The following is a 13,335-nucleotide window of genomic DNA, read 5'->3' as shown; positions in this document are numbered from 1 at the left end:
GAGACCAACCACAAGGAGTCAGCATGAGCAACGCAAAGGATGTGACGGACGCGTCTTTCGACGCCGACGTCCTGAAGTCCACCAAGCCGGTCATCGTCGATTTCTGGGCAGAATGGTGCGGCCCCTGCCGCATGCTCTCTCCCATCCTCGATGACATCGCAGCGGAGCACGCCGAGAAGGTGGATGTCGTCAAGGTGAACGTCGACGACAACCCCGCCATCGCAGCAAAGTACGGAATCACCTCTATCCCTGCCGTCTACGTTTTCCAGAACGGAGAGGTCGCGGCGACCTCGATCGGGGCCAAGCCCAAGCAGGTTCTCGAACAGGAGTTCGCCGCGTTCATCGCGTAGCAATCGATCCGCAGTAGAAGGGGCTCGCCGATCAGGCGGGCCCCTTCTTGCGCCTCCACGCAAGAACAGGCTCGCACCCGATCCTCCGTCGGGCAGTGGATCACCCGTCAGTGCGGGCGAGAACCGACGCCCTCCCATCTTGTTTCGCTCGACTCGGATGTTGTCCTGCGCCTGGACCCGACCTTCAGAGGAGCGGGTGCAGCTTTCTCGGCTAAGCGGGCGGCGACGCTTGATACGATGAACTATCGGTTGGATTGCCCCTCGAGCACGTCAGGTGCCCCTTCAGAGCCAGACGAAAGTAGCCCTCTCATCGGAACCATCATCCGAGCGGTCTCCCTGGACGAATGAGACACGCTGCACGCCCAGAGCCGGTAGTGCGCCAAGCCGAAGTCACCCGAAAGGCGAGGCGACACGAAAAACAGGGCGATACAGACAGTCGGACAGAACCATGCAGCCCTTTCGTTCCACGTGAAACATGCGCAGAGGTACTGGCGATGGTGGACGGCGCTGACTGTACGAGACGACCAGCATCGAGCGGCTACTCTTACGAGTCCGATCCCGGGGTCGACCCTTCATCCTGCTATCCGACTCGTGTCTGTGCATCATGTTCCGATCTCGTGAACCCTGATCGATGTCATCAGAGGATCAATACCCCGACCTCGGACAGAAAGAGGCGCCCGTACTCGCGTCCGACAAGCCACCCGAGTTCGGCGGGTTGTAGCCGTGGCGCTGGAGTCCGAAGCAGCTCAACAGGCTTCGGTTCCGGCAGGCCGGTACATCAGGGACTGGCGCGACTAGTGCGACAGCGCGATTCCCACGACCTTGTTCCTTCGCGTGCCTTCGGCCATGCCCCGGGCCGCTGGCCCAGCTCGAACAACCCGATGAACTGCACGTCGGAAGCAAGGCTCTCCGCCAGCCCGTCGTCCAGGGCGCCTCCGCGTTGAGCTTGTTCCACGTGAAACATGCCTACGGCACCTTCGAGAGAAGCAGAAAGTCACATGGTGACCGAAAGATACGGGTAGCTACCGAAGCGCATCGGCCACAAGAATTGAGCTGCAGCTACCGGCGACGTGGCTCGTTATATGCCTCGGCGGGCGCTGGGCTGCGGAACGGGGGCAACTCGTCAAAGTCCCACCGCCTCCCCCACGATGTCAGTCGAAAGCGATGACAAGCATTTTGAAAGGGCGCTATCGCCCCGGTCACCACGAGGTCGCGGTACAAGGGCGATTCCAGGAACGGCTCACAAGTAGCGCCCATCAACCATCCCAGAAACGTAACAGCAAATGGCGCTGCACCGGCGTCCCGTCCACGTTTCACGTGAAACACGCCATGACCGCCCGTCCCAGCAGGGCTATGAGGCCCAGGTGTCGCAGCGGACCGATGCTCAACTCCGTTGGACTCCCACCGCCTGTCATGGCGTTGCACGACACTAGACGGGAAACGGGAGATTTGAACCTCCGTCGGCTAACCAACAGCGATATGGCACGCAGACGGACGACCCATTGCTGGCGATGCCGAGACGCCTCGGATCGTCCGGCGGCCCGAATCGTTTGCCGGGCCATCGGTATGAAGGATTGTGTAAACGGCACCGCCTGCATCCCGCACTGGCGTGATTTCCTGGACAGAACGCATCGAAGAGAACTGCCCTGAGCCTTCAGCCTTATATGCCCGGCCCTGATGACGCTCATGTTTTCACCCTGTATATCGACACTTCTCAGCGGTTTCACGTGGAACCGCTGAGAAAGTGCTGCCTACAATGCGCGATCTGGGCGCGAATGGTCAGCCGGTGAACTCAGACCGTTGGGGTAGAGGGTCAACGCTCCACTCGCGGCACTCGGTCAAAAGACCACAGCTGCGCCAAGCTGCTGAGTGGCGCCAAACGGCACCGAAAAGGATGAAGATCTCGGAAGTCTGAACCTCTGTCGGTTCGTTTGAAGCTGCTCTTCTGCGCGCAGCACGGCCGGGTGGAGGCAACTGGGCAATAGTCGTCGTGACCGACGACACCCGGTTGTGGAATTGGGCCAGCTCATGAACTGATGTGCCGCATCTGGTTAGTCCAATCCAACCGAGGTTGCCAGCTGTTTCACCTCATCAATCGCCGTCATGTGGGGCCGTTTCACGTGAAACATCCACACCAGCGGCGATCGCACGAGCCGCTTGTATCAGGTACAAGACCTAGGGCTACGACGCGCTCGAGAGTGCTGGCCGACGTCATGTTGCCCGGGCCGTTTGTGGCACGGAACTTCGTGGCTGGTGAGGATTTCTCTTGTCATCTTCTTAGTACGCGCATCTACACAACGAACAACATCAAACCGTCGCTGAATTACTGAATTTCCGAGACCGTGTCCGTGAATCCGTGAATCCGTGAGTCCGTGAGTCCGTGAGGCGACCTTTCCTTCATCGCTCTCAGGGAGTGGAGCAGTAGATGGTGAATCGGCGGGCCACGCTGCGCCACCGCCGCGTCCGAGAACCAGCGTGCGGGCGCCGGCCACCCGGTGCACTACACCGGACGAGAATTCGAGAGCCATCCTCCGCCATCAAGAGCGAGGCTTCCGAAGTCCGGGTACTGCACCAGTCATCCGCACCGAACACGCTGCGTCGCCTGGAACGAATCTCGCTCTGATCCTGGAGCGGCGTCCGAATGAAAAAGACCTCCCGTGCTGTTTCACGTGGAACAGCACGGGGAGGCCTTATGAACCCAGGTTAAGCCACTCTTTAAGGAGTTAATCTGCCCCGGGTGAGAGAGCTGCCACGATCCGGTTGAGGTCGTCGACACTCGCGAATTCGATACTGACGCGGCCCTTCTTTGCTCCGAGGGTGATTTTAACATTGGTGTCGAGCCGGTCGGACAACGAAGTGGCCAGGTAGTCGAGCCGCTCGTGCCTCGCTCCTTCGCGCACTGTTGATGATCTGCTGGCCCGTCTCAATCCACCGCTCAGGGCCACGATCTCCTCGGTGGAACGCACCGAGAGACCCTCGCTGACGATCCGTTGCGCCAGCTTCTCCATCTCTGCGGGTTCTGCGAGTCCCAGCAGTGCCCGCGCATGCCCCGCGGACAGCACACCGGCGGCGACACGACGCTGCACCAGTGGCGGCAGCTTCATGAGCCGTAGGGTGTTGGAAATCTGGGGGCGCGACCGACCGAGCCGGCCGGCCAACTCATCGTGCGAGCAGCCGAAGTCGTCCAGCAGCTGCTGGTAAGCAGCTGCTTCCTCCAGGGGATTCAGCGCACTTCGGTGCAGGTTCTCGAGCAGCGCGTCGCGCAGGAGGTCGTCATCGAGGGTTGTCCGGATGATCGCGGGTACGCTCGCCAGTCCGGCCTCGCGGGAAGCCCTCCAACGGCGCTCACCCATGACGAGCTCGTACGTCGCCCCGCCCTGCTCCTGTGACGGCCGAACCACGATCGGTTGGAGCACACCGATCTCGCGGATCGAATGAACCAGCTCGGCAAGTTCGTCCTCGTTGAACTCGACTCGGGGCTGTTTCCGGTTTGGGTGGATGTCATCGAGGAGTACCTCGGCGAAGGAAGCACCAGGCACCTCTACGAGTCCGTTCGCACCGTCCCCTGCACCGAACTCACCAGGAGCTGTGCCTGACGCCGCTGACAGGGGTGTTTCACGTGAAACAGCCTGGCTCACTGGCTTACTCTGACTGTCCGGCTTACCAGGAACCGCCTTCTCCGTCGGGCGCTCGGGAGCCTCCGTACCGACAGCACGCCCCTCCGTCGGGCTATCGGAAAGTGCTCGCGAGCCATCAACCTGTCCGGCCAACGGTTCACTGCTGTCGGTCGTGCCAAGGGCCGGCTCGGACGAAGGTCGCCCGGCAGTCTTACCCGGCTTGCGAGGAGAACTCTTCGCAACTCTTTTCGTTTGCGCTTCGAGCACGTTTCGATTGATCCCACTCCGCAGCGCGGACGAATAGGAACGGGGCGCTGCGCTGAGACCACTCTCCGTGACACGCTCGAAGAACAGATCGACCGGACGCCCTCCACCCTGAGGGCGCTCCTCCGAATCGCTGTTCCTTGTCTCAGCCGCCGGTCCAGCCATCGGCGTCGGCTCCGTTTCCTCCGGTGCCGGTGCGCTCGGGATCAGCGCCCCGAGTCCTCGGCCGAGACCGCGCCGCTTTTCCACCATGTCATTCCTTCCGAAGATTCACTGGCCCAAAGGCCAGTCCTTGGTCGTTCCCCGCTCTCACGCACGGGCTCCTACGATCGCGACGCTATCTCGGCCGCTGCTTCCTGATAGGAAAGGGCACCGCTAGACGACGGGTCGTACGTCATCACCGTCTGCTGGTAGCTCGGAGCCTCCGAGATCCGCACGGACCGTGGGACCACGGCCTTCAGCACCTGTTCGGGAAAGTGCTCACGGACCTCAGCAGCGACCTGCGCCGCAAGATTGGTCCTGCCGTCGTACATCGTCAGGAGGATCGTCGACACGGTGAGATCCGCATTCAGGTGCTTCTGGATCATTTCGATGTTCTTGAGCAACTGGCTGAGACCCTCCAGAGCGTAGTACTCACACTGGATCGGGATCAGGACTTCCTTCGCGGCCACGAATGCGTTGACGGTGAGCAGTCCGAGGCTCGGAGGGCAATCGATGAAGACGAAATCCAGCCTCGGTTCACCTTTGGCCTCCCGCTCCCGGGCGTAGACCTCGATGGCGCGTCGCAGGCGCTGCTCCCTGGCCACCAGTGACACCAGTTCAATCTCCGCCCCGGCCAGATGGATCGTCGCCGGCGCACAAATGAGATTCGGCACATCGGGGCAGGGCGCGACGACGTCACCGAGCGGTACGTCATCGATCAGGACGTCGTAGATCGAATCGACGTCTGCGTGGTGATCGATGTTCAGGGCCGTGGATGCATTGCCCTGCGGATCGATGTCGATGACGAGCACCTGGAGCCCGGCTGTTGCGAGGGCGGCGGCGATGTTGACCGTCGTCGTCGTCTTCCCCACCCCACCCTTCTGGTTGCTGATCGTCATGATCCGCGTGCTGGAGGGCTTCGGAAGCGCTTTACCCGAGAGCCTCTCGCGCCTTTTGACCTCGCGCGCCAACTCACGTCCGAGCGGGGAGGACTCGTCCATGGTCTCCATGACGTTTCCTCCCTTCCCGCTCTTCTTCGGCGTCACGGCACCCGCGGAACCGCTCGCCGACCGGGCCTGACCTGCGACCGGAGCAATGGTGGCAGGGTCAGTGAGCAAGGTCGACGGAATCTCACGCCGACCCTCGCCGGAGCGGCCGCCGGATACTGACAGGGCCTCGATCTTGGTGCCGGGGGTGTCCTTGATGGTCACTCGGTAGCTCACTCTCACATGCCAGACGTCATTACTTCTAAGGGTAGCCGGATATACCCGGCACTCCTGATCTGGCGCGGTCCACCCGGCCTGCTGCGGGCTCAGGCAGGGGAGCGTACGGGGATGCGGACAACGGTGGTCGGCTCCTGAAGCACACCCTGCCCGGCAGTGACGACCTCGGGCGTACCTCCGCCGAGTTTACGGATGACCTTCCTGGCCTTCTCGATCTCCTCACCGGCGCTTCGCCCCTTGATGGCGAGCACCTCCCCACCGGGGACGGCGAGTGGAAGGGTCCAGCCGGCGAGGGTTGTCAGCGCGGACACCGCGCGAGCGGTGACGTAGTCACCGCTCAGGGTGCCGATGACCTGCTCGGCACGTGCCCGGTGGACGGTCACATTACCGAGAGCCAGCGCCTCGACCACCTCGCTGAGCCAGATGACGCGACGCTCGAGCGGTTCGACCAGATGGAGCTGAAGATCGGGCCGTGCTATCGCTATCGCCAGGCCGGGGAGACCGGCGCCACTGCCCACATCCACGACGGTGGAATCCTGCGACATGAGGTCGGCGATGACGGCACAGTTGAGGACGTGCCTGCTCCAGAGCCGCGGCACCTCCCGTGGACCGAGTAGACCGCGCTCGATTCCCGAGGTCGCCAGATACTCGACGAACCCTCGTGCGATATCAAGCCGGTCACCGAACACGGCCTTCGCCGCGACCTGTTCCTCGGCCGTGGCTTCCGGCGCCCCACCCGTGGAGGGGTCCTGTGGATCCGCGTCAGTCATCGCTCGGAGACACGACGATGTGTCGTGACTGGCCCTCACCCTCGGACTCGCTCACGAAGCCGAGGTCGGCGACGACGTCGTGCACGATCTTCCGCTCGTAGGCGGACATCGGAGCCAGGGCGACGTCCTCGGCCGTCTCCCGTACTTTCTCGACGGCGTCCTTGGCGATGGCGGACAACTCGCGGCCCCTGCGGTCGCGGTATCCGTCCACGTCCAGGACGAGACGCGAACGCGCATCGGTGGCGGTCAGCACGCTCAAGCGCGTGAGCTCCTGGAGTGCCTCGAGCACCTCGCCGTCGGACCCAACGAGAACGCCAAGATCCGCGCCGGACGAGTCCTCCGACACGATGGAGATGTAGGTCCGCCCGCTTCGGACCTCGATGTCGATATCGCCGTCGATATCCGCGATGTCGAGGAGTTCTTCGAGGTAGTCGGCGGCCACGTCGCCCTCTTCGTCGAGACGTGCGGACTTGGACCCGACGGGGGATTCCGCCGGTTCTGCAGTCTCGGATGTCGTCTCGTCGGAATCAGGGGTCAGCTCTTCGTTCTCCACGCTCATCGCTTCTTCCTCTTCTTGCGCTGGGGCTGGACACGCTGCACCCGGGCTTCGGGGGCAGCCTCGACAACCGGTTCGGTCTTCCGCTCCCCGAGCAGGGGGATCATGGGAAGACCCTTCCTGGCGCGCCGCTCAGCCAGCGCCTTGGCGGCGGGCGACCCCGGTGTGGGCATCTTGCGGATCACGTAGAACTGCTGGGCCATGGTCCAGATGTTCGTCGTGGTCCAGTAGACCAGGACGCCGATGGGGAAGTTGATGCCACCGATACCGAACACCAGAGGGAGGATGTAGAGCATGATCTTCTGCTGACGCATGAAGGGGCTCTGCATCGCCTCCTCGGACATGTTCTTCGCCATGATCTGTTTCTGCGTGATGAACTGCGAAGCCGTCATGGCGATGATCATGATCACGGACAGGATGATGACGCTGATGTTGCCGCCACCGCCGAAACTGCCGAGGAAGGTGGAGGAGAGCGGCGCACCGAAGATCGTGGCGTTGTCGAACTGCCGCACCGATTCGGAGGACAACGCCCCGATCGTCTCACCCTCCTCGCTCGCACGGGAGATGCCGTTGAGCACGGTGAACAGGGCGAAGAAGAAGGGCATCTGGATGATGATCGGCAGGCACGCGGCGAAGGGATTGGTGCCGTGCTTCTTGTACAGCGCCATCTGTTCCTGCGTCATCGCCTGGCGCGAGAGCTGGTCCGTCTTGCCCTTGTACTTCTGCTGGAGCTTGCGCAGATCCGGCTGCAACGCCTGCATTCCGCGCTGGGCCTTGATCTGCTTGACGAAGACCGGGATCAGTGCGGCACGAATGACGACGACGAGGCCGACGATCGACAGAACCCAGGTCCATCCTGAGGCCGGGTCCATTCCGAGGAACGAGAAGCCCTCGTGGAACATGAACATGATCCACGACACGAGCCACCTGAACGGCGCCAGGATCGTCTCAAAAAAACCCATAATCAGTTTGCTCCTCGAGCCGCGGGGCGGCTTTCGTCATCGGCCGGGATGACCGGGTGGTTCAACACAACAATCGAAGGGATCTTCCCTTCCGGGAAGGTCCTGGACCCGGCGGGCACGTGGTCCACACCGCCGTCGTTCCAGGGATGACACCGAACCACCCGTCGCGAGGCGAGCCAGGTTCCCCTCAGGAATCCATGGACGGTGACCGCCTCGAGGGCATAGGCCGAGCAGCTCGGGTAGAACCGGCACACCTGGCCGTACAACGGAGAGATGACCTTCCGGTACGCGATCAGGACGCCGATCGCGGCCAGGCGGGGGAAGCCGATCACGAAAGCCGATCCCGTCGACGCGACGTTCCTCACGATACTCCGCCTTCCTGCTCCGCCTGATCGGAGCGCCCCAGTTTGCGCTCCACCGTTCCGAGGCAGGCCAGCAGATCCTTCCGTAGCGTCGGCCAGTCGGCCTCACCAGCCGGAGGGAGAGCCCGGACGACGACGTCGTACCCGCATGGATTCGCCGCTACCCACCCGGCCGCCACCTGGCGCAGCCTTCGTTTAACGAGGTTGCGTGTGACGGCGTTCCCGACGTTCTTCCCGACGATGAAACCGACGCGCGAGGGAGCCGAAGCCGGGTGCTTCGCCCCGTATAGCACGACGTTCCGGCGCCCTGACCGGGCACCGGAACGTACGGTACGTGCAAAGTCCGCTGCCGTCCGCACTCGATGGATCATCGGCAGCACGGAGATCCCCTGCCCATCACTGGGTGGTGACTTCCTGCGCCGGCGCGATCATACGAGGTCGCATGGCGGGGGAGGAACCGCCTAGGCCGAGAGTTCGGTACGGCCCTTGCCGCGGCGCGCCGACAGGATGGCGCGGCCTGCGCGCGTGCGCATGCGAAGACGGAAACCGTGCTTCTTGGCACGACGGCGGTTATTCGGCTGAAAAGTCCGCTTGCTCACTGTAGTTACTCCAGAACGATCTTGAGATGCGTCCGGCCCATTGCAACAAGGGGGAAGAACAGACTGACGCGATGAAGGTGTACATCCGACATTCGCGTGGGTAGCTGTCACATCCCGAGGCCACTTCGTACCCGGAAACATCTGTGATGGCATGCGAAATGCAGACATGTTGGACTACATCACGTTAGGGGACGCGGCTGAGGGGCGTCAAACCCGCCCTCGTTCGGGCTGTGGGGTTCTTTCCCCCACACCCTGTGGACAACCGACTCACCGAACACACTACACGGACCACGAACAGCACCGGCGGGACCGCGGGACGGGCCCCGTGGGGCCGCTCCAGCCCGCTATCTTCTGCACTTTTCTTCCCTTAGTCTTGCCATGGTCCGTTTATCCACGACTTGTGTACAACCCTGTGGATGGCGGACCTTTTCGAGGGTTGTGCAGCTGATGAGGGGTTTTCGTGGGTACAGATGAAGTCAACGACGTCGGGAGTTCCTGGCGTAAGGTCATCCGCACCCTCGAACAGGACGATCGGGTCACTCCACGTCAGCGGGGCTTCATGGTGCTGGCGCAGGCTCAGGGTCTGATCGGCACCACCATGCTCATCGCCGTCCCGAACGAATTGACGCGGGAGGTTCTCCAGGCCCAGTTGAAGGGTGCCCTGGACGAAGCACTCCGGGACGTCTTCCGGGAAGACATCCAGTGTGCTTTCGTCATCGACCCCGACCTGACACCTGTCGAGGAGGACGTGCCCGACCAGGAGCCCGCGGAGGAACCGTCGCCAGAGCCGCGCGGGGAGGCGAAGCCGTCACCGACGCCGCCCAGCAATTCGCACGAGTTCGGCCGGCTGAACCCGAAGTACATCTTCGATACCTTCGTGATCGGATCCTCGAACCGCTTCGCCCACGCTGCAGCCGTCGCGGTCGCCGAAGCGCCGGCGAAGGCCTACAACCCGCTGTTCATCTACGGCGACTCTGGTCTGGGCAAGACACATCTGCTGCATGCCATCGGTCACTACGCGCGCCACCTCTACACGGGGATCCGCGTGAGGTACGTGAACTCGGAGGAGTTCACCAACGACTTCATCAACTCCATTCGTGACGACGAGGGCTCGAGCTTCAAGCAGACGTACCGCAACGTCGACATCCTCCTCATCGACGACATCCAGTTTCTCTCGGGCAAGGACAGGACCATGGAGGAGTTCTTCCATACCTTCAACGCCCTGCACAACCACAACAAGCAGGTCGTCATCACCTCGGACCTGCCACCGAAACAGCTGATCGGCTTCGAGGAACGCATGCGGTCGCGCTTCGAGTGGGGCCTCCTGACGGATATCCAGCCCCCCGAACTCGAGACACGCATCGCCATCCTCCGCAAGAAGGCCATCAGCGACAGCCTGAGTGCCCCGGACGACGTCCTCGAATACATCGCTTCCAAGATCGCAACCAACATCCGTGAACTCGAAGGCGCCCTCATCCGGGTCACGGCCTTCGCGAGCCTGAACCGCCAACCCGTGGACGTGAATCTCGCGGAAGTCGTGCTGAAGGACCTCATCTCCGACGACGGAGCACAGGAGATCACGTCGACGGTGATCATGGCGCAGACGGCCGACTACTTCCAGATCAGCCTGGAGGAACTCTGCAGCAAGTCGCGCACGAGGACCCTGGTGACGGCCAGACAGATCGCCATGTATCTGTGCAGGGAGCTGACAGACATGTCCCTCCCCAAGATCGGAGCAGAGCTGGGCGGCAGGGACCATACGACGGTGATCCATGCGGACCGCAAGATCCGCGAGCTGATGGCGGAACGTCGGGCGATCTTCAACCAGGTCACCGAACTCACGAACCGGATCAAGCACAAGCAGCGAGAGGGCTGACACCACACTCGACTTCCACCCCTGTAATTAACAGGTGTGGACAGTGCTGTGGATAACCTGGTCATTCAGGAGGGTCAGCCTGAGGACAAACCCCCATCCACCTGTGGATCCGCGAAATGACAAGGATTCCACGCACAGGCACGTCCTGCGGACCGTCGTCCGGACCCACACCTTGTCCACAGGGAGGATCCGCATGAACGTACGGCCGGCGGCAGTTATCCACAGAATCCACAGCAGTTATTAACACTACGAACCTTAAACTTCAAAAGTTCTTCAAATAACATTCCACGTTCCGAACTCCCTACCCCCCCGCCCCTGAACCACCGCTCCGCGGTGCACCTATCCGGCTAAGCTGTCACCCAGTAGGTTTGTAGTTCCCCGTGCCCGGGCCCCTCCGAGGACGTCCTTGGACCCATCGACCGCTGGCTGACCGCCAGTGGCTGTTTTTTTGAAAGGCGGCACTGCTCCGTGAAATTCAGAGTTGAGCGGGATGTTCTGGCGGAGGCTGTCTCCTGGACCGCTCGATCGCTGTCCCCGCGTCCGCCCGTGCCGATCCTGGCCGGCCTCCTGATCAAGGCCGAAGCAGGCACCCTGAGCCTCGCGAGCTTCGACTACGAGATCTCCGCCCGGCTCGAGATTCCGGCGGATGTTCTCGAGGAGGGGACCATTCTGGTCTCGGGGCGTCTTCTGGCAGACATCTGTCGGAGCCTCCCCTCTGCACCCGTGGAGGTCGCGACCGACGGCTCGAAGGTCACGTTGACGTGTCGGAACAGCCGCTTCAACCTCGCCACGATGCCCGAGGGCGAATACCCCGAACTCCCGAAACTGCCCGATATCAGCGGGGTCGTCGACGGTGACGCCTTCGCACAGGCTGTCTCCCAGGTGATCATCGCCGCGAGTCGCGATGACACCCTCCCCATCCTCACCGGGGTACGGATGGAGATCGAGGACGATCTCATCACCCTGCTCGCCACCGACCGGTACCGCCTCGCGCTGCGCGAGGTCACGTGGAAACCCACGACACCCGGCATCTCGACGAGCGCCCTGGTGAAGGCGAAGACGCTCAGTGAGGTGGCCAAGACCCTCGGCGGAGCCGGCGACCTCAACATCGCCTTCTCGGCAGACTCCGAACTGATCGGTTTCGAATCCGGTGGTCGCAGGACCACGTCGCTGCTGGTCGACGGCGACTACCCGAAGATCCGTTCGCTGTTCCCGGAGAACACCCCCATCCATGCAACCGTCCAGACGAGCAGCCTGGTCGAGGCAGTGCGGCGCGTGTCCCTCGTAGCCGAACGGAACACCCCTGTTCGGCTGGCCTTCTCGGAAGGTCAGGTGACCCTCGACGCCGGTACCGGCGAGGATGCCCAGGCCTCCGAATCCATCGAGGCAACGCTCGAGGGCGACGACATCACCGTCGCGTTCAACCCGCACTACCTGAGCGAGGGCCTCGGCGCCTTCAGTAGCACCTATGTCCGTTTCTCGTTCACATCTCCTCCCAAGCCGGCCGTCATGTCGGCACAGGATGACGTCGCGGGTGAGGACAGGGAAGACTACAGGTATCTGCTGATGCCGGTCCGGTTGCCCAACCAGTAACCCGGCGCAGCAGACCCGCCGGCAGACGTCATCGGCGCCGGTACATCGTCAGGAAGGACAAGATCATGCACATCGGCCTCATCGGACTCGGAAAAATGGGATTCAACATGAGGGCGCGGCTTCGCGCCAAGGGTGTCGAGGTGACCGGTTTCGACCGGAACCCCGAACTCACCGATGTGACCAGCCTCGCCGACCTCGTCGCCGCCCTGCCCACGCCACGGATCATCTGGGTCATGGTGCCTGCCGGGCAGATCACCGATGGCGTTGTGAAGGACCTCTCGGAGTCGTTGTCCGAGGGCGACATGGTGATCGACGGCGGCAACTCGAAATTCACGGACGACCAGGTCCACGCGGCGCTCCTGGCCCAGAAGGGCATCAGGTTCGTCGACTGCGGTGTCTCCGGCGGCGTCTGGGGACTGGAGAACGGCTACGGCCTCATGGCAGGTGGTGACGCCGCTGACATCGAGCTCGCCCTACCGATCTTCGACGCCCTCAGGCCCGAGGGTGACCGCGCCGAGAGTTTCGTCCATGTGGGCGACGTCGGGGCCGGTCACTACGCGAAGATGGTGCACAACGGCATCGAGTACGGGCTCATGCAGTCCTATGCGGAGGGGTACGAACTCCTCCAGGCCAAGGACATCGTGAAGGATGTGCACGGCACTTTCGCCGCATGGCAGGAAGGCACCGTCGTCCGCTCCTGGTTGCTCGACCTGCTGGTGAAGGCGCTGGAGGAGGATCCCGGGCTGTCGAGTATCGCGGGCTACGCAGAGGACTCCGGTGAGGGTCGCTGGACCGTGGAGGAGGCCATCGCCAGTTCGGTACCGGCTCCTGCCATCACGGCCGCCCTGTTCGCGCGCTTCTCGTCCCGGCAGGAGGACTCGCCGTCGATGAAGATGGTCGCCGCGCTCCGCAACCAGTTCGGCGGGCACGCAGTGAAGCCGGCCGCATCGAAGGCCGAGTGA

At 62.7% G+C, this 13,335-nt stretch carries 12 protein-coding genes; 4 read left to right on the top strand and 8 right to left on the bottom strand.

Annotated features, from left to right (window positions below):
- The first annotated feature begins 23 nt into the window (after window positions 1-23).
- Window positions 24-350 carry a thioredoxin gene (gene trxA, locus FJV46_RS05715; protein ID WP_087029064.1) on the top strand — a complete coding sequence of 109 codons (327 nt, stop codon included), beginning with the start codon at window positions 24-26 and terminating at the stop codon, window positions 348-350.
- 2,723 nt (window positions 351-3,073) lie between these two features.
- Here the strand turns inward: trxA and FJV46_RS05710 are convergent.
- The 8 genes from FJV46_RS05710 to rpmH all read right to left on the bottom strand — a co-directional run bounded on the left by FJV46_RS05710 (window position 3,074) and on the right by rpmH (window position 8,904).
- The gene (locus tag FJV46_RS05710; protein WP_087029065.1) at window positions 3,074-4,483 is read right to left on the bottom strand and encodes a ParB/RepB/Spo0J family partition protein; all 1,410 of its coding nucleotides are present in this window, start codon (window positions 4,481-4,483) and stop codon (window positions 3,074-3,076) included.
- Window positions 4,484-4,554: 71 nt separating this feature from the next.
- The gene (locus tag FJV46_RS05705) at window positions 4,555-5,478 is read right to left on the bottom strand and encodes a ParA family protein (protein ID WP_232008722.1); all 924 of its coding nucleotides are present in this window, start codon (window positions 5,476-5,478) and stop codon (window positions 4,555-4,557) included.
- A 266-nt stretch (window positions 5,479-5,744) separates the two neighbouring features.
- A complete protein-coding gene (gene rsmG, locus FJV46_RS05700) occupies window positions 5,745-6,425 on the bottom strand; it encodes a 16S rRNA (guanine(527)-N(7))-methyltransferase RsmG (protein ID WP_087029070.1) in 681 nt (226 codons plus the stop codon).
- The gene (locus FJV46_RS05695; protein WP_087029072.1) at window positions 6,418-6,984 is read right to left on the bottom strand and encodes a Jag family protein; all 567 of its coding nucleotides are present in this window, start codon (window positions 6,982-6,984) and stop codon (window positions 6,418-6,420) included. Before FJV46_RS05695 ends, rsmG begins: the two co-directional genes overlap by 8 nt.
- Window positions 6,981-7,943: a membrane protein insertase YidC gene (gene yidC / locus FJV46_RS05690; protein ID WP_087029074.1), complete on the bottom strand. Its 963-nt coding sequence runs from the start codon at window positions 7,941-7,943 to the stop codon at window positions 6,981-6,983. Before yidC ends, FJV46_RS05695 begins: the two co-directional genes overlap by 4 nt.
- Window positions 7,944-7,945: 2 nt before the next feature.
- Entirely contained in the window at window positions 7,946-8,308 is a 363-nt protein-coding gene (gene yidD / locus FJV46_RS05685) for a membrane protein insertion efficiency factor YidD (RefSeq protein WP_370684678.1), read from the bottom strand.
- Window positions 8,305-8,676, bottom strand: coding sequence for a ribonuclease P protein component (gene rnpA / locus FJV46_RS05680; RefSeq protein WP_306298283.1), 372 nt, complete (start codon window positions 8,674-8,676; stop codon window positions 8,305-8,307). The genes yidD and rnpA overlap by 4 nt, the downstream gene beginning before the upstream one ends.
- A 90-nt stretch (window positions 8,677-8,766) precedes the next feature.
- On the bottom strand, window positions 8,767-8,904 hold the full coding sequence (rpmH, locus tag FJV46_RS05675) for a 50S ribosomal protein L34 (RefSeq protein ID WP_022892375.1): 138 nt from the start codon (window positions 8,902-8,904) through the stop codon (window positions 8,767-8,769).
- 460 nt (window positions 8,905-9,364) lie between these two features.
- Between rpmH and dnaA the strand changes: the two genes are divergently transcribed.
- From dnaA to gnd, 3 genes are all read left to right on the top strand, one after another.
- Window positions 9,365-10,780: a chromosomal replication initiator protein DnaA gene (dnaA, locus tag FJV46_RS05670; RefSeq protein ID WP_087029080.1), complete on the top strand. Its 1,416-nt coding sequence runs from the start codon at window positions 9,365-9,367 to the stop codon at window positions 10,778-10,780.
- A 468-nt stretch (window positions 10,781-11,248) separates the two neighbouring features.
- Window positions 11,249-12,373: a DNA polymerase III subunit beta gene (gene dnaN / locus FJV46_RS05665; RefSeq protein WP_087029082.1), complete on the top strand. Its 1,125-nt coding sequence runs from the start codon at window positions 11,249-11,251 to the stop codon at window positions 12,371-12,373.
- A 44-nt stretch (window positions 12,374-12,417) separates the two neighbouring features.
- Complete coding sequence (gene gnd, locus FJV46_RS05660; RefSeq protein ID WP_256940815.1) at window positions 12,418-13,335, top strand: phosphogluconate dehydrogenase (NAD(+)-dependent, decarboxylating); 918 nt, start codon at window positions 12,418-12,420, stop codon at window positions 13,333-13,335.

This window comes from Arthrobacter agilis (assembly GCF_006494655.1).
GTDB lineage: Bacteria > Actinomycetota > Actinomycetes > Actinomycetales > Micrococcaceae > Arthrobacter_D > Arthrobacter_D agilis.
The sequence above is the reverse complement of the archived record's forward strand: the minus strand, read 5'-3'. Positions and strand labels throughout refer to the sequence as shown.

Excerpts from the sequence above, each read along its gene's own strand:
- FJV46_RS05695 (WP_087029072.1), bottom strand. The coding sequence starts at position 6,984 with ATGAGCGTGGAGAACGAAGAGCTGACCCCTGATTCCGACGAGACGACA.
- rnpA (WP_306298283.1), bottom strand. The coding sequence starts at position 8,676 with ATGATCCATCGAGTGCGGACGGCAGCGGACTTTGCACGTACCGTACGT.
- yidC (WP_087029074.1), bottom strand. The coding sequence starts at position 7,943 with ATGGGTTTTTTTGAGACGATCCTGGCGCCGTTCAGGTGGCTCGTGTCG.
- trxA (WP_087029064.1), top strand. The coding sequence starts at position 24 with ATGAGCAACGCAAAGGATGTGACGGACGCGTCTTTCGACGCCGACGTC.
- FJV46_RS05710 (WP_087029065.1), bottom strand. The coding sequence starts at position 4,483 with ATGGTGGAAAAGCGGCGCGGTCTCGGCCGAGGACTCGGGGCGCTGATC.
- rsmG (WP_087029070.1), bottom strand. The coding sequence starts at position 6,425 with ATGACTGACGCGGATCCACAGGACCCCTCCACGGGTGGGGCGCCGGAA.